Raw genomic sequence first — 19,970 nt, 5'->3', positions numbered from 1 at the left:
AGCTCGCCGATACCCTCGAACAGCAGCGCCGTGTGGATCCGATGCAGGAACGGCATCAGGTTGCGCAGCCCTTCGCGCAGATCGCCCCAGCGGCGCTGGCCCAGGATCGCGCCGGAGTACGGATCGACGAAGACCTCGTGCAGCACCGGCGCGCCCGCGCCCTCCTCGTGCAACCAGACCGGGAACGGCACGCTGCGGCCGCCCTGTCCGCCGAGCGGCGTGGCGGGCATCGCCGCGGCTGGCGCGAGTCTGGCTACGTGGTCCCGCAGAATCAACGCGTCCAGCCGCGCGGCATCCGCCGAACGCGGCGCCACGCGATGCAAGGCCGGCGCGGTGGCGGCATCCAGCGTGTCGTACCACGCCAGCGGGATGCCGGTCAGCGCCACCAGGCAAAGAAAGCCGGCCAGCACCAGGCCGGTCCAGCGATGCAGCCGCAACAGCGCGGCGCGCACGCTCACCAGCGGTAGCTCACCGTGCCGATGATGCGGCGCGGCTCGCCGTAGTCACACACGCCGCCATAGCAAATCGACGGGATGTAGGTCTTGTCCGTCAGGTTGGTGACGTTGAGCGCATAGAGCCACGGACCGCTTTCATAGCTGACGCGCGCATCGATCAGCGTGTAGCCCGCGCCGCCGAGCGAACCGCTGGATGGCCGGTCGGGACGCGCCGACACATAGCGCACGCCGGCGCCCGCCTTCAGGCCCATCAATACCCACTCAGACAGATTCACATCGGTCCACAGGGAAGCGGCGTGCAAAGGCGTGTTGAAGCGCTCGCCCTCTTCGCCCGGCAGATTGCTCTTGACCACGCGGGCGTCGGTGTAGGTGTAGGCGGCAATCACATCGATTTGCGGCGTGACGCGTGCGCGCGCCTCGAGTTCCAGGCCGCGCGAGCGCACCTTGCCGGTCTGCACCAGAAAGGTCGGGTCAACCGGATCCGGCGTGAGCACGTTCTTGCGCTCCAGGTTGAACAGCGCCGCGCTCAGCATGATGTCTTCGCCGGCAGGCTGATATCGGATGCCGACTTCGTACTGCGTCCCGCGGCTGGGCTCGAAGCTGCCTTCGGTGCGGTCGCGTCCGCTGGTGGGCTCGAACGACTGGCTGAAGCTGACGTACGGCGCCAGGCCATTGTCCGCCAGATACACCACGCCGGCGCGGCCGGTGAAGGCGGTGTCCTTGTCGTTCGAATTGGTGGACGGCGCGTGCAAGGCGCGGTTCTCGGCGCGCACGTTGTCATACCGCCCTCCCAGCAGCACCACCACCTTGTCCGCGATCTTCAATTGATCCTGGAGGTAGATGCCAAGACGATGCTCGGTGTTGCGGCGCTGCTGCCAGGGCAGGACCACGACATCGCCGGGCATATACACCGGATCGAAGACGTCGATGGGCCGCAGATTGCCGCGCAGGCGGTCGCTGTTGTAGGTCGAGCGCGTGTAATCGAAGCCCGCAAGAATCGTCTGCGTCACGGGACCCGTTTCAAATCGCTTTTCGATGTTGGTGTCGATCGTCTGCACCGTGGTGCGGTCATCGAATCCGCGTGCCGAACGCGCCACCCTGCGCTGCGTCGCGGCGTCCACGTCGCCTTGCAGCAGCACGTAGCGCATCGTCAGGTCCGCGTCGTAGTAGCGCATCGATTGGCGGAATTTCAGCGTGTCATTGAACGCATGTTCGATCAGCACGGCCAGCGACGTCGATTCGACATCGAAGCGGTTGTTGTTGGGCTCACCCAGAAAGCGCGAACGCGGAACCTGTCCGTTCGGGTTGGTCCAGAGCGAGCCGGTGACCGGCACCTCCGTCGGATTGATCGTCTTGCTGCGCTGATAGTTGGCCAGCAGCGTGACCGAGGTGGCCGCTGACGGGCGCCACGTCAACGCGGGCGCGATGTAGGTGCGATCGTCGGCGCTGTAGTCGATGAACTGCTTGCTCTCGCGGAACAGGCCGGTCAGACGATAGGACCAAACCCCGGCCTCGTCGATCGGACCGCCGATATCCGCCGAAATCTGACGGCGGTCGAAACTGCCGCCGTCCAGATTGATCTCGCCCATCGTTTCGCCGGGCGGACGCTTCGTCACGGTGTTGACGATGCCGCCCGGCGCGGCGGCGCCATACAGCACGGAAGACGGCCCGCGCAGCACCTCCACCCGCTCCAGCCCGTACGGCTCCTGCTTGCCGTTGTACTGGTTGATCATGTAGCGCATGCCGTCGCGGTAATAGCTGCCGGTCTGCGGGTTGGCTTCGAAGCCGCGGATGCTCATCGTGTCTTCGAACATCGAGCTCTTGGCGACGATGCCGGGCATGATGCCGGGCGTGTAGCCCAGCGCCTGTTGCAGGTTCTGCGCCTTCTGGTCGCTGATCTGCGCGGCGCTCACCACCGAAATCGACTGCGGCGTTTCGATGATCGGCGTATCGGTCTTGGTTGCCGTGGCGCTGTTTGTGGCGGCGATGCCCAGCACCGGGCCATCCGGGCGTTCGATCTGGGCGGTCACCGCAATCGGTTCCAGCAGCGTCACGTCCTGGCGGCCTTGCCGCAGGACGAAACCGCCGTCGGGCAGACGTTCCGCCACGAGACCGGTGCCGGTCAGCAGCGCGGCCATCCCTGCCTCGGGCGAATACCGGCCGCGCACGCCGGGGCTTTGCCGGCCGCTGCTCAGATCACCATGGCCGCTGACGAAGAGGCCGGCTTCGGCGGAAAACAGGTTGAGCACCTGGCTCAATGGTCCGGCCGGGATGTCGTAATCACGGACCTGCGTATGAACGGACTCCGCCTGCACGGCGCCAAGCGCTGGCTGCGCGTACACGACGCTAAGGGGTGCCCCGCCGCTCAGCATCACGCCGATGGCAAGCGCCAGCGGGGCGATGCGCGCACGGTGCATCGGATGATTGGGGAAAACAGTGAGGGGGTTGGTCATGCCACGAATCCGCGATATGGGTGTTGAATTGCCCATAGGCCGGATGAGCGCGGCAAAAGCGGCAAACTATTTTGTAACAGCGAGGGTTCAGCGGGCTTGGAGGGTCGTCCACCAGGGCAGCGGCTGGCTGATGCGCACGGGCAGTGCCTCGCTCAGCAGGCGCAGCGCGCGATCGCTGTCATGCAGCGGGAATGTTCCCGTCACGGGCAGCGCCGCCACGTCCTGGGCATAACCGAGATGCCCGCGGCGGTAACGCGCCAGTTCCGCGACTACCCGTGCCAACGGCGCCTCCTCGAACTGCACAATGCCGCGCGTCCAGTTGTGGTCGTCGGCCCCCAGCGCTGCGGGCGCCTCGACGCCTTGCGATCCGCCACGCATCCGCATGCCGGCATCGACCCGAACCCCGGCTGGCGGCGCCCCCGCAAAATGCGCCTGCACCGCGCCCTCCAGCACGGCAAGCGTGGTTTCGCCGTCAAGGCTGCGCACGTTGAACCGCGTGCCCAGCGCCTGCAACCGCCCTTCGGGCGTGTCCACCACGAAGGTGCGCCCCGGGTCGGCCGCCGTGGCGATCATGATCTCGCCGCGCAGCAGCACCAGACGACGCTGGTCGCGGCTGTAATCGACCTTCACTGCGGTGTCGGTATTGAGTTGGATCTGCGTGCCGTCGGCAAGCCGGATTTCTTTCGATCCGCCCACCGGCGTGACCAGGTCCGCCTGCCAGGCCGCCCAGGTTCGACGACCGGCTGGCGACTGCGCGATGCCCAGACCCAGCAGTCCCGTCGCGCCTGCAATCAGCGCAACCGTCAGCAGCCGGCGGCGCTCGCGCCGGCCCTGCGCGGCGGCATTAAGGCTTGCCACGCTGGCCTCACGGCCCATCGGCTGGGCGATCAGCGCATCGAACTGCGCGCCCACGTCCTCGACGCGTTGCCACGCCCGGCGATGCGCGTTGTCGGCGTCCATCCACGTTTGCCAGCGTGCGCGCTCCTGCTCGCTGGCCGCCCCCGAGCTCAACAGCGCATACCAATGCGCGGCGGCCTCAAGAATGCGCGGATCGACGGCGGCGGCGCCCATCAACGTCCTGCCTCTTCGCCATACACACCAGCGGGTTGCAGGTCGGTATCGAGCAAAAAGCACAGCATGGCCTGCGCGATGTCATTGCGCACCGTCCGCTCGGACACGCGCAGCGCCGCTGCGATGGCGGGATGCGTCATGCCGTGGATGCGGTGCATCAGGAAAGCGGCGCGCGCGCGCACGCCCAGGCGGTGCAGTTTGCGGTCGATCTCGACGAGCGCCTGAAGCGCCTGAACCTGCACTTCGGGGGATGGGTGGGTGATCTCGGGACGCGCTGCCAGCGTTTCAGCCCAGGCAAGTTCAATGTCCCGGCGGCGCCAGAAATCGATCAGCAGGCCGCGCGCGATGGTGGTCAGAAACGCCCGAGGCTCGCGCACGTCCGCGATGGCGTGCCGCCGCACCAGCAAGGTCAGAAAGGTGTCCTGCGTCAGGTCGGCGGCCTGGTGATTGTCTTGAAGACGCCGATTCAGCCAATTCTGCAGCCAGCCGCAATGCGTGGTGTACAGGGCGGAAAGCGATGCGCCAACTGCGTGCTCTCGGTCCGACACGGCGAGCATCCAAAATGGAAATGATAGTTATTATTATACAAGCCCGGCGGGGTGGCCACTCCGGCGATGGACGTTGCAACACGCGCCACCGCAACGTCGGCAACAACGCCGTGTCAGTCCAGCACGACCCCCGACTCGCGCACCACGGTTTCCCATTGCCGGGCCTCGTCACGCCACACCGCACCGAACGACGCCGGCGTGTCGAGACCCGGGACGAAGCCGCCCGCAAGGAAGGCCTGCCGCACCTCAGGCAGACCTAGCACCTCGTGCAAGACCGCAGCAAACCGCGCGACGCGGTCCGCCGGCGTACCCTTAGGCGCGGCAAAGCCCCACCAGTTGCCCTGCACCGCGTCCGGCATGCCGGCCTCTTTCGCGGTGGGGACGTCGGGTAACGCGGCAAACCGTTCCGGGGCCGCCACCGCCAGCGCCCGGACCTTGCCCTGCGGCACGTAGGCAGCCGCGACGCTGTAGCCCCCGATGTAGAGCTGCACCTCATTGGCCAGCAGCGCCTGCACACCGGGCGCCGCCCCCCGGTAGGCGATGTGCGTCATGTCCGCGTCCACGGCTTTGGACAGGCGGTACGCCGACAGGTGCGGCGTTGTGCCCATACCCGGCGAGCCGTAATTGAGCTTGCCCGAGTGCGCGCGCGCGTATTGTTGGAACTGCCGCCAGTCGGTCGCCGGCGTTTGCGCGCTGACATAGACAAAGGCGGGCACGTCCGCCAGCTTGCCCACTGGTTCCAGATCCGTCAGCGGATCAAAACCCAGCTTGCGATACAGGAACTGATTGATGACGAAATTGTTGGCGGCGCCCAGCACCAGCGTGTATCCGTCTGGCTTGGCACGCGCCACGTCCTGCATGCCGATGTTGCCGCCCGCGCCGGTCTTGTAGTCGACCACCACGGGCTGGCCCAGGCGCTTTTCCAGCAGCGGCTGAATCTGCCGCAAGGCGATGTCACCCGCCGCGCCCGGCGCATACGGCAGCACCACGCGGATGGGTTGCTCGGGATACTGGGCGCTGGCCGCGGGCGGCACGAGGGCCAGGGCCGGGGCCAGCGCGGCCAGGACGGATATGGCACAAGCTCGGTACGGCATCGAGATCTCCCTAGCCCTCCCGGCGCCACTGCCCGGGCGGCCTGCCTTGCAACGTTGCGGGTGCTACAGATCAATACGCATCAGGTCGTGGGCCAGACGCAGCGGACCCGGGTAATGCTTGCGAATGTCGGCCACGATCTCGTCCATCAGGTGCGGCCCCATGAGTTCCACAGGCAGATGCTTGGCCGCCGCGCGCTTGAGGACCGGACTGGTGGAATCGAAGTGACCGAAGTGCGTGGCCACCAGGCTTTTCACATTGGCCTCGCGCGCAATCTTGCCCAGGTCGGTCGGGCTGGTGTGGGCATAGGTGCCGACGCCGGTCTTGGCGCGGTGCGCGATGAACGACTCGGGAAAGGTGCACTCGTGGATGAGCAGATCCGCATCCTTGGCCAGGCGCACCATGGCCTCACAGGGCGCGGTGTCGCCGCTGAAGGCGATGACCTTGCCTTCAGCCTCGACCCGGACACCGAAACATTCGCAGACATCGCGCGGAATGTGTTCCACCCAGTCCACCGAAATGCGCACCTTATCGTCCTCGAACACCACGCCGGGACTTACCTCGCGCACCTCGGGCCGCATCGCTTCCAGGTTGCGCTGGCGCACGGGATAGGCGGCGCGCGCCTGGTAGTCCGTGTGATACGCGCCGTTCTCGAACAGGTGGTCCACGAAGTGCTTCGTGCCTTTCGGGCCCAGCACCAGCGGCGAGCCTTCCTTGTTGAGAATCCAGCTTGAAATGACGAAGTACGGGTAGTCGCAGATGTGGTCATGGTGCAAGTGGGTCAGAAAGACGAACCCCACCTTGGCGGGATCGACGTTGGCGCGCACCATCTGCCGCGTCGCGCCCTCGCCGCAGTCGAACAGATAGTGCCGGTCCTCGTCCAGCGTCAGCAGAATCGCGGACTGCGCCCGGTCGGGATCCGGCAACGCCGCGCCAGTCCCCAGCATCGTGATCTTCATCGGCAACCTCTCTGGTCAGAAGCATGGGCTCGCATGAGCACGAAACCAGTATAGGAACTGGGTGCATACCGAACGATCAATTATTAGAATGCTGTGAAAACCGTTAGGAATCACTGCGCCATGCCCGCGAGCCCCCGCATTCCCGACCTGCGCCATATCAGCGGACGCCTGCGCGTGCGCCACCTTGACCTGCTTCACGCGCTGCACGCGCTGGGCAGCGTGCACAAGGCTGCGGCGCGGCTGGGCATGACCCAGCCCGCGGCCAGCAAGCTCCTGCTGGAACTGGAGGACATGTTCGGCGTCCCGCTGTTCGTGCGCTCGCGTCGGGGCATCACCCCAACCGCGTTCGGGCTGGCGCTTGCCGGCAAAACGGACGTACTGCTGGCCGATCTGGCGGGCGCTCGCAATGAGATCGCCGCCCTGGCCGCCGGCGCGCGCGGCCGCATCCGGGTTGGGGTGCAGCCGGTGGCCCTGCCCGTGCTCGTGCCGCGCGCCATCCGGCGGATGCGCGAACATCATCCCGGCGTCACCGTCATGCTGCACGAAGGCGCGCACGATGCACTGCTGGACGGCCTGGCCCGCGGCGAACTGGACTGCGTGCTCGGCCGCCTGCTGCTCGATGCCGCTCAGGCCGTGTTCCGCACCGAGGTGCTGTACGAGGAGCCGATTTGCGTGGTGGCGCGCAAGGGGCATCCGCTCGCGCGATCGACCCGAATCACGGCCGCGGCGCTTGCCCGGCAGGACTGGATCCTGCCGCCACCCGATGCGCCGCTGCGCCAGCGCATCGACGCCTATTTCGCGCAACAGGGCCTTGCCCTGCCCGCCCCCGTGGCCGAATCGGTGTCGCTGCTGGCCAATGAAGTGCTGCTGCGCGGCGCGGACATGCTGGCCGCCATGCCGCGCGCCGTTGCGCATCACTACGCGGACCTGGGCGTGCTGGCGATCCTGAAGTTCAAACCGGACTGGAGCCTGCCGGCGGTGGGCGTCGTGCAGCGGACGCACGTGGAACCGACCGCTGCGCTGACCCAGTTCCTGGATGCCTTGCGCCACGAAGCGCGCGCCTTGCAGGACTCGCCGCAGACACCCGGCTGAGCCGTGCCGCGCTCGCGTCAGCCCTAAAAAAACGCACCCCGCAGGGTGCGTTGTTCAGGCATGCAGCGCTGAAGTCTAGGAGCGACCAGCCAGGCTGCCGCCACCGTCCACGCCCAGCACCTGTCCGGTGATGAAACCGGCGTCGTCCGACAGCAGGAAGGCGATGGCCGCGGCCACTTCGGCCGGGGTGCCCAGGCGTTTCATGGGCACGGAAGCCAGCGCGCGCTTTTCGTTGTCGCTGCCGGCGGGCCGGGTGGCGCGGAACATTTCGGTTTCGATGGGACCCGGCGCGACCGCGTTGGCGGTGACGCCGTATTCGGCCAGTTCCAGCGCCCAGGTACGGGTGCAACCCACCAGCGCGCTCTTGGCGGCGGAATACGCCGTGCGGTCCAGCGCGCCGTGGATGGAGCGGCTGACCACGTTGACGATGCGGCCGGCGCGGCGCACCTTCATGGATTCGATGAAGGCCTGCGTGACCTGCACCGCCACGCGCACGTTCAGGTCCAGCACGTTATACAGGGTGGCCAGATCGATTTCGCCCAGCGGCTGGGGCGACACAATGCCCACATTGTTGACGACGGCGTCCACGGGGAATTTTTCGCGGATTTCGCGCAGGACCTCTTCGGTGCGGCCGGCATCGGCCAGATCACAGGCGTACAGGTAGCCCGGGAAATCGACGTCGGTCGTGTTGCGCGCGATCCCAACCACGTGACAGCCCATGTCGGACAACCGCTGAGTAAGCGCCCAGCCTATGCCTTTGGTGGCGCCCGTAATGAGCACGCATTTGTCCTTCATGGATTGAAACCTCGCAGTCTGTTTTCTTGGTCAAAAACGGGCGCCTGAGCGCCCGGTTTTCAAAGTAGACACCATCCGGCGCCGCGTGTCTTGTAAATTGCGTAGCAATTCTTGCCCCCTGGACGCCGCGGCGCCGGGGGGATCAGACGTCCCGGGTGACCGGGACGCGCGGCGCCAGGGCGCACAGCAATTCATAGCCGATGGTGCCGGCCGCGCTGGCGACTTCGTCCACCGAGGGGCCGTCTTCGCCCCATAGCGACACGGGCGAGCCGACCCCGGCGGACGGCACGGGCCCCAGATCCACGACCAGCATGTCCATGGACACCCGTCCCAGCAACTGGGTCCGGATACCGGCCACCACGACCGGGGTGCCGGTGGAGGCGTGACGCGGATAGCCGTCGGCGTAGCCGCAGGCCACGATGCCGATGCGCATGGCGCGTTCGGCGCGGAACAGGGCGCCGTAGCCGACGGAGTCGCCGGCCTTGATTTCCTGGACCCCAATGATTTCGGAGCTGAGCGACATGGCGGGCTTCAGGCCGAACGAGGACGCTTCGGCATCCGCGAAAGGCGACGCGCCGTAGAGGCAGATGCCCGGCCGCACCCAGTGCGCCTGGCTTTCGGAGCCGACAGCGATGTCGGCAAAGCGCAGGGCGGCGGCCGAGTTGCACACGCTGATCGCGCCGGGCAGCTTATGCGTCACCGAATTGAAGACGCTGAGCTGTTCGTTCACGCCTTGCGGGCCATCCGCGCAGGCAAAGTGAGTCATCTTGCCGACCGAGCCCAGCGTGCCCTGCTGCTGCAGCAGCGCGGCGCGCTCGTAGGCGGCGGGAAACGCCGCCGGGCTGAACCCCAGCCGGTTCATGCCGCTGTTGAGCTTGAGCATGATGTCCACGCGACGCGACAGGCGCGCGCGGGCCAGCATGTCGAGCTGGTCGCGGTGGTGGACCGTGCTGCTGAGATGGTAGCGGTCGACGATGTCGAGGTCGGACGGATTGAAGAAGCCTTCCAGCAGCAGGATCGGCCCGCCCCAGCCGGCCTCGCGGCAACGCACGGCTTCTTCGAGGTCCAGCATGGCCAGGCCCTGCGCCTTGGAAAAGCCCGCCACCGCCTGCTCGATACCGTGGCCGTAGGCGTTGGCCTTGATGACGGCCCAGATCGACGGCGGCAGCCCGGCGGCCGCGGCGGCGGTCTGGTCCAGGTGGCGGCGCACGGTGGCCAGATTGTGCGCAAGGGCGGAAACGGAAACGGTGGCGGATATTGGGCGCGGCATGGTGTGGGATCCTGTGGCGTCCAAGTCTAACTGATCGCCGCCCCCGGCGGCGGCGCGCCGGATCAAGCGCGGGCGACTACTCTAAAATGAGACCGTTTTCCGCTTTACGCCGTCTTTGCAGGTCCATTCCTGCCCACTGGCCTCTTTTTATGTCCATCGATCACTACGAGAACTTTCCCGTTGCCTCGCTGCTGTTGCCGCGCAGGCTGCGCGGCGCCGTGACCGATATCTACCGGTTCGCCCGCGCCGCGGACGACATTGCCGACGAAGGCAGCGCGACCGACGAGGAGCGCCTGGCCCAGCTCGCCACGTTCCGCACCGAGCTGCACCGCATCGGCGCCGAACCTGGCACGCCCCCGGCGCCCGGCCTGCCGCCCCTGTCCGACATCTTCGGGCCGCTGGCGCAGACGATCGCCCGGCACCAGTTGCCGATCACGCCGTTCTACGACCTTCTGTCCGCTTTCGAGCAGGACCTGACGGTCAAGCGCTACGAGGACTACCCCACCCTCATGGATTACTGCAGCCGCTCGGCCAACCCGGTCGGGCGACTGATGCTGCACCTGTTCGACGCCAGCACGCCGCAGAACATCACCGAGTCCGACGCCATCTGCACCGGCCTGCAGCAGGTGAACTTCTGGCAGGACGTACGGGTGGACTGGCACAAGCACCGCGTCTACCTGCCGCAGGAAGACCTGCGCCGCCACGGCGTGTCGGATGAAGACCTGGCCGCCTGCCGGCTTACGCCTGCGTGGCGCGAGCTGATGGCCTTCCAGGTTGACCGCACACGCGCGCTGCTACACTTCGGCGCTCCGCTGGCGCGCCGCCTGCCGGGCCGCATCGGCCTGGAGCTGCGCCTGGTGGTGCAAGGCGGGCTGCGCGTCCTGGAGCGGATCGAGGCGAGCGGCTACGATGTATTCATGAATCGCCCCGAATTGGGCGCCAAAGACTGGGCCATCATGTTGTGGCGCTCCATCAAGTAACAGGCCGTGCCTAATGACCCCTGACGAGTATTGCCAGGAAAAAGCCGCCAAAAGCGGCTCCAGCTTCTACTACTCCTTCCTGTTCCTGCCTCCCGAGCGCCGGCGCGCCATCACGGCCCTGTACGCGTACTGCCGCGAAGTGGACGACGTGGTCGACGAGTGCACCGATCCGTCGCTCGCGCGCATCAAGCTCGCCTGGTGGCGCACGCAGATCGACCAGATGTTCGACGGCAAGCCCGACCATCCCGTCACGCGCGCGTTGCAGCCGCACCTGGAAACCTGTTCGATCACCCGCGCCCGCCTGCTGGCCGTGATCGACGGCATGGAAATGGATCTGGACCAGACCCGCTATCTGGACTGGCCCGGCCTGCGCAAGTATTGCTGGCACGCGGCCGGCGTCGTGGGCGAACTGTCCGCCGGCGTGTTCGGCTATTCCGATCCCAAGACGCTGGTCTACGCCGAAAAGCTGGGCCTGGCGTTCCAGATGACCAACATCATTCGCGACGTGGGCGACGACGCCCGCCGCGGCCGCATCTACATCCCGGTCAACGACATGCAGCAGTTCGAGGTCAAGGCCTCGGACATCCTGAATGGCGAGTATTCCGACCGATTCAGCGCGCTGATGAAGTTCCAGGCCGACCGCGCCCGCGAGCTGTACCGCGAGGCGATGAGCAACCTGCCCGAGGCCGACCGCCGCGCGCAGCGTCCGGGGCTCATGATGGCCGCCATCTACCACGCGCTGCTCGACGAGATCGAGCGCGACAACTGGCAGGTGCTGCATCAGCGCATATCGCTCACCCCCTTGCGCAAACTCTGGCTCGCCTGGAAAACCTGGGTGGGCGGCGGACGCGGCCTGGTCCGCCGGTTGGCCCGGTGAAGGCGGCGGTCATTGGCGCAGGCTGGGCCGGCTTGGCGGCCAGCGTCGCCCTGCGTGAAGCCGGCGCCAAGGTCACGGTGTTCGAGGCCGGGCACACCCCCGGCGGCCGCGCGCGCCGCGTCTTCCACGGCGATTTCGAAGCACCGCTCGACAACGGCCAGCACCTCTTGTGCGGCGCCTACAAGGAAACGCTGGCGCTGATGCGCCGCGTGGGCCGCAACCCCGACGCTCTGCTGATGCGGCGCCCCTTGCGGCTGGCAAGCCTGGATGGCCGCTTCAACCTGTCTGCCCCGCGCCTGCCGGCGCCGCTGCACATGGCCATGGCCGTCCTGCGCGCGCGTGGTCTGTCGTGGGCCGACCGCCTTGCGATGCTGCGCCTGATGCGCGGCTTGAAGACCATGTCCTGGTCGCCGCCGCGCGACTGGACCGTGCTGCAGTTGCTGCACTATCACGCGCAATCCGATGTGCTGATCCGGCAGATGTGGGAGCCCCTTTGCCTGGCTGCGCTGAACACGCCAATTGCTTCGGCCAGCGCGGTGCTGTTCGCCCGCGTGCTGCGCGACAGCCTGGCTGGCGCGCGCGAAGACAGCGATATGCTGCTGCCGTGCACGGACCTGTCGGCGCTGTGGCCGGACGCCGCCGCGCGACAGGTCACCATGCGCTATGGCAGCACGGTGCGCCAGCTGCATCCGTCCGCCGACGGCATCGACATCAATCAGGAACGTTTCGACGCGGCCGTGCTGGCCGTGCCGCCCACCTTCGCCGCGCGCCTCTTGGACGGCCCGCTGCGTGAGGCCGGCGCCACGGGGCTGCTCGATGCGCTCAAGGCTTTCGACTATCTGCCCATCGCCACGCTGAACATCCGTCTGGCCGGCCCATGGCGGCTGCCCGAGCCGATGATGATGCTTCGCGAAGAAGCGGCCCGCGGCCATGCCGGCCAGTGGCTGTTCGACCGCGCCCAGCTCGCGGGCGACACCAAGGCGGGGGAACTGGCCGTGGTGGCCAGCGCTGCCATCGGCATGAGCGAACGCAACCGGCGCCAAGTAATTGAAGCCCTGATCGATCAGGTGGCCGAACAGGCCGCGGCGCATCCGCTGCGGCTGCCGCCGATGCCGGAGGTGGCGGCGGCGGAACTGTTCATTGAAAAGCGCGCGACGTTTGCAGCGGTGCCGGGCCTCACCCGGCCGCTGAACTCCACGCCGTGGCCCACGCTGGCGCTTGCCGGCGACTGGACCGACACCGGCTATCCCGGCGTGCTGGAAGGCGCGGTGCGCAGCGGCCTGCAGGCGGCTCGCGTGCTGAATCCCCGCGCGGATTGAAAAGCGCCAGGCGGGCATACCGCCCGCCTTGCGCAGACCGGTCAGGCCGGCTTTGTCCCAAACAGGTCGGCCTGGCGCGGGTCTGCCGCGGCCAGGTCGTAGCCGATCTGCCCGGCGACCTCGCGCAGGATGTTCTGTGCAAGATTGAAGGCCGTGTTGGCCGCCGGCACGCCCGCGTAGATTGCGTTCTGCAGCAGCACTTCCTTGAGTTCATCGGGCGTCAGGCGCGAGGCGTCCGGTGCCGTCAACGCGGCGCGCACGTGCAGTTCAAATTCTTCCCAGCGGCCCAGCGACAACGTCACCGCCAGCACCATCATGCGGCGCGCCTTGTGCGGCAGTCCGGGACGGCTCCAGATATCGTGCCAGGCATAACGCGTGATCATGTTCTGGTAGTCGGCGGTGAACGTGGTGGCGCGATCCAGCGACCGCTGCACCCATTCATCGCCCAACACGGCGCGGCGGTTTTGCAGGCCGCGCTCGAAATCGTCTTCCCGGCTCATCTGGTCAATCTCCATTCGGATCGGGGGCTGGCGCGTGCAAACGTTGCCGCGCCCGCCCCCGGATGATCAATTCACCTGGATGTTATTGGTTTTCACGACCTCGGCCCAGCGGGTCTGTTCCGCGTCGACAAACTTGGCGAAGTCCGTAGCGCTGCTGCCGACCGGCGTCAGGCCCAGCTTGGCGAGCTTCTCGCGGGTGTCGGGACGCGCCAGCGCCTTTTGCACGAGGTCCTGCAGCTTGGCCACCACTTCCGGGCTGGCGCCGGCCGGCAGGAAGAAGCCGTTCCACTCGACCACGTTGAAGTTCTTGATGCCGGCTTCGCCCACGGTCGCCACGTTGGGCAGTTCGGGCATGCGCTGCGACGACGAGACCGCCAGCGCCTTCAGCTTGCCGCCGGTGACGTAGTTCAGGCTGGACGCGGCGTTGGCGAAGTACACGTCGACCTGACCGCCCATGACGTCCACGATGGCCGGCGCGCCGCCCTTGTAGGGCACGTGCACCATATCCAGGTTTGCATCCTTCTTGAGCAGCTCGGCGGCCATCTGCGCCAGGCTGCCGGGTCCGTAGGACGCGAACGTCAGGCGGCCGGGCTTGGCGCGCGCGGCATCGATGAAGTCCTGCAGGTTGTTGAAGCTGGAACCGGGCGCGGCCACCAGGATGTTGGGCACGCTGACGGCCTGCGAGACCGGAATGAAGTCCTTCTTGGCGTCATAGGGCAGCTTGCGCAGCACCGGATTGATCGAGAAGGACGACGCGTCGTACAGCACGGTGTAGCCGTCGGGCTTGGCCCGTGCCACGAACGCCGCGCCGATGGAGCCGCTGGCGCCGCCCTTGTTCTCGATCACCACGCTCTGGCCGGCGACTTCGCCCATGCCCTGCGCGATGATGCGCGCGGCGTTGTCCGCGCCGCCGCCGGCGGAATACGGCACCACCACGGTGATGGGCTGCTCGGGGTAGCCAGCGGCGTTCGCGGTGCCAAACGTGGCGCCAAATGCGGTGGCCAGACCGATGGCGGCTGCCAGCGGACGAATTGCGGCCAGGGCCGTGCGACGGGTTTTCTTCATGTGTGCTCCTCGGGTCTCCCCTGCGGGGATGTTCGATCGGTCAAGGGTCGTGGCGCGAGCCGTCGTCAGACGGTCGCGATGGGGTTGACCGGCGCGCCGACCAGACCGGGCACGTACATGGGCGCCGCGGTCAGGAAAAAGGCATGCCGGCCGTGCTGGCGCAACCATTGCGCCAGCGGGGTCAGGTGCCAGAGCTCGCCCAACGGCAGGCCCAGCTTGAATAGACATTGCTCGTGCAGGGGCAACAGCGCGCCCTTGCCCGTGTCCAGGTGATGGTTGCGCAGTTCGACCGCGTGGTTGTCGGCGGCGATGGCCGCGATCCGGCTGTCCTTGATCCACGCCAAGAGGTCCGCGTCGGCGCCGTCCAGCACGCAGCAGCTCGTCTTGAGGCGCTCCTGCTCATCGTCGCCCAGCGTCAGCGCCAGGTCGGCCAACCCGGTGTGCAGGCACAGCACGTCGCCCGGCCGGACTTCCACGCCATCGGCGCGCATCACGTCCATCAGCTCGCGGTGGGACACCTTGCGCTGCGCATCACCGAAATGGGCACGCAGGTCCACCATGACGCCGCGTCCCTGGATGCCGTGGCGCGCCATCGGTTCAATGGACAGGTCGCGGGTGCCGGTAAAGCCCTCAGTGGCGGGCTCGCTGACGGCGAAACCGTTGTAGCCGGTGGGCTGCGGCTGGCCGGAGCCATGGGCGTCGTACATCGAGCCCACGTGCCCCAGCGCGTCCCATTGCGTGGAATATTGCGGCGACAGCGTGACGCGGTCGTCGCTGATGACATCGGTGGCGCCCGGCACGTCGCGGTCCAGCGGATAGCGGTAGACCGGCACCCCGTTCTTCTCGGCGGGCTGGATCACCGGGCCCTTGCGGCGCGGATTCAGCACCGGCGCGCGCGGCACGGTCAGCGGCAGGCTCAGCGAAAACGAGATGCCGGTGCGGATTTCGGCAACCGCGGCCAGACGCGCCTGGACGTCCAGGTGGTTGAGCGTGCCCAGCTGGTCTTCGTGTCCGAAATCGCCCCAGTTCGATCCATCCGGGCGGCGCACATACCGTTGCGCTTGATTCATGATTTCTGTCTCCTCGCCCTTTTGCCGGACGATTCTTGTCTTGGTTGTTACTGCTTATTGCACCACGGAGGTGTGCAGCAATTGGTCGATTTCGTCCGATGTGTATCCCAGGGCGGACAGAATTGTGCGGCTGTGTTCACCCAGACCCGGCGCGGCGCGCACGGCGCCGGCACCGGCTTCGTCTTGCAGCGCGGCCCCGCCAAACTGCGCCCATTGCGCCAGACCGAGGTAATTGCCCGCCTTCTCGCTGTGGTACGGGCGCATGAATCCCATCGCCTCCACCTGCGGGTGGTCGAACATGTCCTCGACCGGCCGGACCTCCGCGCAAGGCACGCTCTGGCCAAAACGCTCGGCCCATTCACGGGCCGATGCGCGCGCCAGAGCCTCGCGCACCAGCGGAACCAGCACCGACGCCTGCGCCGCGCGCTTTTTCACGGTGTCGTAGTCGGGATGGTCGGCCAGATCCTGCAGGTCCAGGTGATCGCACAGCGCACGCCAGAAATGCGGCGTGTTGGCCGAGATGTAGAGATGGCCTTCGCGCGTGGGATGGATGCCGGTGATGCCGCCCGAACGCATGTCGCGTTCGATGCGGCGCGGTTCGCCTTCGGCCCAGACCAGGCGGGCGGACTGCATGGCCAGCGCGCTGCCCAGCAGCGACACTTCGATGGCCTGCCCGCGCCCGGTCTTTTCGCGCTGATAAAGCGCGGCGGATACGCTGTTGGAGATCAGCGCGGCGCCGTAGTAGTCGACCACCGATCCGTACAGCACCTCGGGCGGGCCGTCGGGCTTGGCCTGCGCCGCGCACATGCCGGTCATCGACTGCAGCACCTGGTCGTAGCCCGCGTGGCGCGCCATCGGACCGGCCGCGCCGTAGCCCGTCATCGCGCAGTAGATCAGGCGCGGGTTGATAGCGGCCAACGTGGCGAAGTCGATGCGCAGGCGCTCGGGCACGCCGGGGCGGAAATTGTGGACCAGCACATCGGCCTCGCGCACCAGCCTGACCAGCACCTCGTAGCCCGCCTCGTCTTTCAGATTGAGGCACAGACCGCGCTTGTTGCGGTTGATGCCCAGAAAGGCGCGGCTCTCGGCCGGCAGCGTTGACGGGTATTTGCGCAGGTTGTCGCCTTCGGGCGGCTCGACTTTGATCACGTCGGCGCCCATGTCGCCCAGCAAGGCGCAGCCGTACGGACCCGCGATGTAGGCGCTGAGGTCCAGCACCTTGACGCCGGCCAGCGGCAGTTGGGCGGAGGTTTCAATTTCCATCATGCAATTCATCCGATAAAAAGCTCGGCCGCGATTCGCGCAGGCCGTTTCAGGCGGCGCGTCCCGCCGCCAGCAGGACGTCGCGGGCGCGCCGCACAAAGGGCGCGTCGATCATCTTGCCGTCCAGCAGAAAAGCGCCCACCCCTTCCTGCGCCTCGCTTGCGGCGACGATCCGTTCGGCCGCGTCAATCTCTTCGGCGCTGAATCCGAAGACCTCGTTGGCGATGGCGATCTGGCTGGGATGCACGCAGGATTTGCCCAGGAAACCGAGCGAGCGCGCCAGTTGCGCCTCTGCCTGGAAGCCCTCGCCATCGCGCACGCGGGCATAGGCGGCGTCCATGGCGTACTTGCCCGCGGAACCGGCGCCCAGCCGCAACGCCAGCATCACCGCGCGCAGGGTTTCGGGCTGGTAGCGGTCGATGCCCAGGGGTTCGAACAGGTCGGCCAGCCCCAATTGCAGGCCCGCCACGCGCGGGTGCGCGGCAGCCAGCTCGGCCGCGCGGGCCAGCGCCAGCGGCGTTTCAACGGTGACCAGCAGTTCGCCCTCGAAACCGGCTTGGCCGGCGCGGTCCGCAGCCTCGCGCAGCGCGTCCGCCGACTCGACCTTGGGCAGATTCAGCATGTCGATCGGCGAACGGCCCAGCGCGTCCAGGTCGTCCGCGAAGTAAGGGGTGTCCAACGCATTGACGCGAACGATAATTTTCTTGGGATGTTGAGCCTGCGCCGCTTGAAAGGCGGGCGACCCGAGCCAGCTGGCCAGTTCGGCACGCGCGGCCGCCTTGCGAGGCGGCGCGACCGCGTCCTCCAGATCGAAGGACAGCGCGTCGGCTTCGCTGGCCATGGCTTTGTCGAATAGTTCCGGGCGTGACGCCGGCACGAAAAGCTTGCTTCTCATTATGGTCTCCTGGCCGCATTGTGACCGCGCTGCACGCCGCCATGGGAAAGCCACCATACGATAAGAAGATAGAATCCCTATCATCATGAATACCGACTTTCTCCATACGCTGTCCGCCGTGGCGCAGCACGGCTCCATGGCCGAAGCCGCCCGCCGCCTGGGACTCACGCACGGCGCCGTCGCCCAGCAGCTACGCAAGCTGGAACAGGAACTGGGCGTACCGCTGGTCGCGCGCGCCGGACGCACCGTGCACCTGACGGCCAAGGCAATCGAACTGATCGGACCGATGCGCGAGGTCCTGGAGCGGATCGAGAAGATCCGCTACCTGGCGCGGTCGGGCGAGATGATGGGCGAGCTGCGGCTGGGCGCCGGCAACACGGCGCTCAACTCCATGGTGCCGGCCATTCTTGAACATCTGGTCGGACGCCATCCGCTGATCAGCGTGGAAATCCAACCCGGGCACAGCGCCCGCTTCTATCCGGCCATTGAAAGCGGCGAGCTCGACGCGGCCATCGCCCTGGAAGCGCCCTATCCCCTGTCCAAAAGCCTGGGCTGGCAGTTGCTGCGCGAAGAACCTTATGTGCTGGCAGCGGCCCCGCGCCACGCCGGGCGGCATCCGCACAGCCTGCTCACCGCGGAGCCGTTCATCCGCTACCAGCGCAACGACTGGAGCGGGCGGCACGTCGACGAGTATCTGCGCCGCGTCGGCATCACGCCGCGGGACCGGTTCGAACTGAACGCGATCGAATCGATTGCGGTCATGGTGAGCCGGGATCTGGGCGTGGCGATCCTGCCCCGGTCCACCAACGGCACGATCGAACGGCTGGGTCTGCTCGCCCTGCCGCTGCCCGCGCACTGCGAACCGCGCCGCTTCGGCCTGATCTGGTCGCGCGTGTCGCCCCGCCTGGCGTTGATCCAGGCGTTCCGGGACATCGCCATCGTGGAGTACGCGAAGGCGGCTGGTGCCCCGGACAATTGACGCCTTTCTACGGGGAAACGATCTGGCGTGCGCGAAAGGGTCTTCCTATACTTGTATTGTCCTCAATACAACATATCAGGAGACAAATCATGCCGGGACTTCATCGGATCGCCGCGGGCTGCGCGCTGCTGGCCGCGTTCGCCATGCCACCTGCCCCTGCCTTGGCGCAGGCAGACGCCATCAGGCTGGTCGTGGGCGCACCGCCGGGCGGCACCACCGACACCGTGGCGCGCAGCATCGCGCAGCACATGGCAGTGGACTTGAAGCGCCCCGTGGTGGTCGAGAACAAGCCGGGCGCGGGCGGCAACATCGCCGCCGACTATGTCGCCAAGAGCAATCCCGACGGCAACACCTTGCTGGTCACCTTCACCAGCTTTTCCATCAATGCCACGCTGTACCGGAACCTGCCATTCGACCCCGTGGCCGATTTCACGCCGATCAGCATGCTGGCCAACGTGCCCAGCGTGCTGGTCGTGCGCAAGGACTTTCCGGCGCGCACCATGTCGGAGTTCGTCTCGCTGGTCAAAGCCAGCCCCGGCAAGCACACGATGGCGCTGGGCGCGATCGGGTCGTCGCTGCACATGGCGGGTGAACGCATGAAGATGATGGCGGGCCTGGACATCCTGAACGTGCCGTACAAGGGCACTGCGCCGGCCATCACCGACCTGCTGGGCGGCCAGGTGGACATGATGTTCGCCAGTTCGCTGAACGCGCTGCCGCACATCAAGAGCGGCGCGTTGCGGGCGCTAGGGGTCACCAGTCCGCAGGCGCTGCCGCAGTTTCCCGGCGTGCCGCCCATCGGCGATACCATCAAGGGTTTCGAATCGAACGCGTGGTTCGCGCTGTTCGGCCCGGCGAAGATGCCGGCCGACAAGCTGGCGGCCCTGAACGCCGCGGCGCGCAAGGCGGTCGANNAGCTGCTCGAAGGCGAGGCCGCCAGCGCGGTCAGCAGCAGCCCCGAGGAACTGGGCGTCTTCGTGCGCGAGGACATCGCGCGCTATGCCGAGATCGTCAAGTTCACCGGCGCGACCGTCGACTGAACGTCAACCAGGAGCCCCTCCGTGCCCGACAGCCCGCTGCCGCTTTATCACAAGGTCTATCTGTTGCTGAAGCAACGGCTTGAAGCAGGCGGGTTCGCCACGGACAGGGCGATGCCCGGCGAAAACGCGCTGGCCGCCGAATACGGCGTTTCCCGGCTGACGATTCGGCGCTCGCTCGATGCGCTGGCAGCCGATGGCCTCATCGAGCGGCGGCAGGGGCGCGGCACGTTCGCGGCCGCGCCGGCGC

At 67.2% G+C, this 19,970-nt stretch carries 20 protein-coding genes; 7 read left to right on the top strand and 13 right to left on the bottom strand.

Annotated elements, in window-relative coordinates:
* The 6 genes from B3446_RS00255 to B3446_RS00230 form a co-directional block, all read right to left on the bottom strand.
* Nucleotides 1-458: PepSY-associated TM helix domain-containing protein (locus tag B3446_RS00255; protein WP_291376072.1), on the bottom strand; the 458-nt coding region annotated here is incomplete at its 3' end.
* Nucleotides 455-2,908 carry a TonB-dependent siderophore receptor gene (locus B3446_RS00250; RefSeq protein WP_291376071.1) on the bottom strand — a complete coding sequence of 818 codons (2,454 nt, stop codon included), beginning with the start codon at nucleotides 2,906-2,908 and terminating at the stop codon, nucleotides 455-457. The genes B3446_RS00255 and B3446_RS00250, both read right to left, overlap by 4 nt.
* 87 nt (nucleotides 2,909-2,995) lie before the next feature.
* On the bottom strand, nucleotides 2,996-3,979 hold the full coding sequence (locus B3446_RS00245) for a FecR domain-containing protein (RefSeq protein WP_291376070.1): 984 nt from the start codon (nucleotides 3,977-3,979) through the stop codon (nucleotides 2,996-2,998).
* Nucleotides 3,979-4,527, bottom strand: a complete 549-nt coding sequence (locus B3446_RS00240; RefSeq protein ID WP_224776677.1) for a sigma-70 family RNA polymerase sigma factor — start codon at nucleotides 4,525-4,527, stop codon at nucleotides 3,979-3,981. Before B3446_RS00240 ends, B3446_RS00245 begins: the two co-directional genes overlap by 1 nt.
* 113 nt (nucleotides 4,528-4,640) lie before the next feature.
* Nucleotides 4,641-5,621 (bottom strand): Bug family tripartite tricarboxylate transporter substrate binding protein, encoded by a 981-nt coding sequence (locus tag B3446_RS00235; RefSeq protein WP_291376067.1) that lies wholly within the window; start codon nucleotides 5,619-5,621, stop codon nucleotides 4,641-4,643.
* Between the two features lie 63 nt (nucleotides 5,622-5,684).
* Entirely contained in the window at nucleotides 5,685-6,578 is an 894-nt protein-coding gene (locus B3446_RS00230; RefSeq protein WP_291376065.1) for an MBL fold metallo-hydrolase, read from the bottom strand.
* A gap of 120 nt (nucleotides 6,579-6,698) precedes the next feature.
* On the opposite strand from B3446_RS00230, the gene B3446_RS00225 reads away from it, so the two are divergent.
* The gene (locus tag B3446_RS00225; protein WP_291376064.1) at nucleotides 6,699-7,670 is read left to right on the top strand and encodes a LysR family transcriptional regulator; all 972 of its coding nucleotides are present in this window, start codon (nucleotides 6,699-6,701) and stop codon (nucleotides 7,668-7,670) included.
* Between the two features lie 75 nt (nucleotides 7,671-7,745).
* Here the strand turns inward: B3446_RS00225 and B3446_RS00220 are convergent, their stop codons facing one another.
* Complete coding sequence (locus tag B3446_RS00220; RefSeq protein ID WP_175123506.1) at nucleotides 7,746-8,465, bottom strand: SDR family oxidoreductase; 720 nt, start codon at nucleotides 8,463-8,465, stop codon at nucleotides 7,746-7,748.
* Between the two features lie 142 nt (nucleotides 8,466-8,607).
* The gene (alr, locus tag B3446_RS00215; RefSeq protein ID WP_291376062.1) at nucleotides 8,608-9,735 is read right to left on the bottom strand and encodes an alanine racemase; all 1,128 of its coding nucleotides are present in this window, start codon (nucleotides 9,733-9,735) and stop codon (nucleotides 8,608-8,610) included.
* A 149-nt stretch (nucleotides 9,736-9,884) separates the two neighbouring features.
* Here alr and hpnC point away from each other — a divergent pair, with 149 nt between their 5' ends.
* The 3 genes from hpnC to hpnE are packed head-to-tail and all read left to right on the top strand — an operon-like array spanning nucleotide 9,885 to nucleotide 12,911.
* Nucleotides 9,885-10,715: a squalene synthase HpnC gene (gene hpnC / locus B3446_RS00210; protein WP_175138412.1), complete on the top strand. Its 831-nt coding sequence runs from the start codon at nucleotides 9,885-9,887 to the stop codon at nucleotides 10,713-10,715.
* A gap of 13 nt (nucleotides 10,716-10,728) precedes the next feature.
* Nucleotides 10,729-11,592: a presqualene diphosphate synthase HpnD gene (hpnD, locus tag B3446_RS00205; RefSeq protein WP_291376059.1), complete on the top strand. Its 864-nt coding sequence runs from the start codon at nucleotides 10,729-10,731 to the stop codon at nucleotides 11,590-11,592.
* On the top strand, nucleotides 11,589-12,911 hold the full coding sequence (gene hpnE, locus B3446_RS00200) for a hydroxysqualene dehydroxylase HpnE (RefSeq protein ID WP_191575646.1): 1,323 nt from the start codon (nucleotides 11,589-11,591) through the stop codon (nucleotides 12,909-12,911). Before hpnD ends, hpnE begins: the two co-directional genes overlap by 4 nt.
* A gap of 41 nt (nucleotides 12,912-12,952) precedes the next feature.
* On the opposite strand, the gene B3446_RS00195 is transcribed toward hpnE, so the two are convergent.
* From B3446_RS00195 to B3446_RS00175, 5 genes are all read right to left on the bottom strand, one after another.
* The gene (locus tag B3446_RS00195; RefSeq protein ID WP_291376057.1) at nucleotides 12,953-13,411 is read right to left on the bottom strand and encodes a carboxymuconolactone decarboxylase family protein; all 459 of its coding nucleotides are present in this window, start codon (nucleotides 13,409-13,411) and stop codon (nucleotides 12,953-12,955) included.
* Nucleotides 13,412-13,477: 66 nt separating this feature from the next.
* Nucleotides 13,478-14,476, bottom strand: coding sequence for a Bug family tripartite tricarboxylate transporter substrate binding protein (locus B3446_RS00190; protein WP_291376056.1), 999 nt, complete (start codon nucleotides 14,474-14,476; stop codon nucleotides 13,478-13,480).
* A gap of 65 nt (nucleotides 14,477-14,541) precedes the next feature.
* On the bottom strand, nucleotides 14,542-15,546 hold the full coding sequence (locus tag B3446_RS00185) for a cyclase family protein (RefSeq protein ID WP_291376055.1): 1,005 nt from the start codon (nucleotides 15,544-15,546) through the stop codon (nucleotides 14,542-14,544).
* Nucleotides 15,547-15,600: 54 nt separating this feature from the next.
* Nucleotides 15,601-16,809, bottom strand: coding sequence for a CaiB/BaiF CoA transferase family protein (locus B3446_RS00180; RefSeq protein ID WP_291376086.1), 1,209 nt, complete (start codon nucleotides 16,807-16,809; stop codon nucleotides 15,601-15,603).
* Nucleotides 16,810-16,858: 49 nt separating this feature from the next.
* On the bottom strand, nucleotides 16,859-17,704 hold the full coding sequence (locus tag B3446_RS00175; RefSeq protein WP_291376054.1) for an HpcH/HpaI aldolase/citrate lyase family protein: 846 nt from the start codon (nucleotides 17,702-17,704) through the stop codon (nucleotides 16,859-16,861).
* 85 nt (nucleotides 17,705-17,789) lie between these two features.
* Here B3446_RS00175 and B3446_RS00170 point away from each other — a divergent pair, with 85 nt between their 5' ends.
* From B3446_RS00170 to B3446_RS00160, 3 genes are all read left to right on the top strand, one after another.
* The gene (locus tag B3446_RS00170; protein ID WP_175123515.1) at nucleotides 17,790-18,683 is read left to right on the top strand and encodes a LysR family transcriptional regulator; all 894 of its coding nucleotides are present in this window, start codon (nucleotides 17,790-17,792) and stop codon (nucleotides 18,681-18,683) included.
* Between the two features lie 89 nt (nucleotides 18,684-18,772).
* Complete coding sequence (locus B3446_RS00165) at nucleotides 18,773-19,723, top strand: tripartite tricarboxylate transporter substrate binding protein (RefSeq protein ID WP_291376051.1); 951 nt, start codon at nucleotides 18,773-18,775, stop codon at nucleotides 19,721-19,723.
* 21 nt (nucleotides 19,724-19,744) lie between these two features.
* The coding region (locus tag B3446_RS00160) for a GntR family transcriptional regulator (RefSeq protein ID WP_291376049.1) at nucleotides 19,745-19,970 on the top strand (226 nt) is incomplete at its 3' end.

The sequence above is a fragment of the Achromobacter sp. UBA5777 genome, assembly GCF_002418565.1.
In the GTDB taxonomy this organism is placed as follows: Bacteria; Pseudomonadota; Gammaproteobacteria; order Burkholderiales; family Burkholderiaceae_B; genus Achromobacter; species Achromobacter animicus.
Note: the sequence above shows the minus strand (reverse complement) of the source record. Positions and strands in the feature narration are given on the sequence as shown.

Coding starts and splice junctions, on each gene's coding strand:
- B3446_RS00180 (WP_291376086.1), bottom strand. CDS start 16,809: ATGGAAATTGAAACCTCCGCCCAACTGCCGCTGGCCGGCGTCAAGGTG.
- B3446_RS00225 (WP_291376064.1), top strand. CDS start 6,699: ATGCCCGCGAGCCCCCGCATTCCCGACCTGCGCCATATCAGCGGACGC.
- hpnC (WP_175138412.1), top strand. CDS start 9,885: ATGTCCATCGATCACTACGAGAACTTTCCCGTTGCCTCGCTGCTGTTG.
- B3446_RS00230 (WP_291376065.1), bottom strand. CDS start 6,578: ATGAAGATCACGATGCTGGGGACTGGCGCGGCGTTGCCGGATCCCGAC.
- B3446_RS00245 (WP_291376070.1), bottom strand. CDS start 3,979: ATGGGCGCCGCCGCCGTCGATCCGCGCATTCTTGAGGCCGCCGCGCAT.
- B3446_RS00235 (WP_291376067.1), bottom strand. CDS start 5,621: ATGCCGTACCGAGCTTGTGCCATATCCGTCCTGGCCGCGCTGGCCCCG.
- B3446_RS00190 (WP_291376056.1), bottom strand. CDS start 14,476: ATGAAGAAAACCCGTCGCACGGCCCTGGCCGCAATTCGTCCGCTGGCA.
- B3446_RS00170 (WP_175123515.1), top strand. CDS start 17,790: ATGAATACCGACTTTCTCCATACGCTGTCCGCCGTGGCGCAGCACGGC.
- alr (WP_291376062.1), bottom strand. CDS start 9,735: ATGCCGCGCCCAATATCCGCCACCGTTTCCGTTTCCGCCCTTGCGCAC.
- hpnD (WP_291376059.1), top strand. CDS start 10,729: ATGACCCCTGACGAGTATTGCCAGGAAAAAGCCGCCAAAAGCGGCTCC.
- B3446_RS00175 (WP_291376054.1), bottom strand. CDS start 17,704: ATGAGAAGCAAGCTTTTCGTGCCGGCGTCACGCCCGGAACTATTCGAC.
- B3446_RS00220 (WP_175123506.1), bottom strand. CDS start 8,465: ATGAAGGACAAATGCGTGCTCATTACGGGCGCCACCAAAGGCATAGGC.
- B3446_RS00185 (WP_291376055.1), bottom strand. CDS start 15,546: ATGAATCAAGCGCAACGGTATGTGCGCCGCCCGGATGGATCGAACTGG.
- B3446_RS00195 (WP_291376057.1), bottom strand. CDS start 13,411: ATGAGCCGGGAAGACGATTTCGAGCGCGGCCTGCAAAACCGCCGCGCC.
- B3446_RS00250 (WP_291376071.1), bottom strand. CDS start 2,908: ATGACCAACCCCCTCACTGTTTTCCCCAATCATCCGATGCACCGTGCG.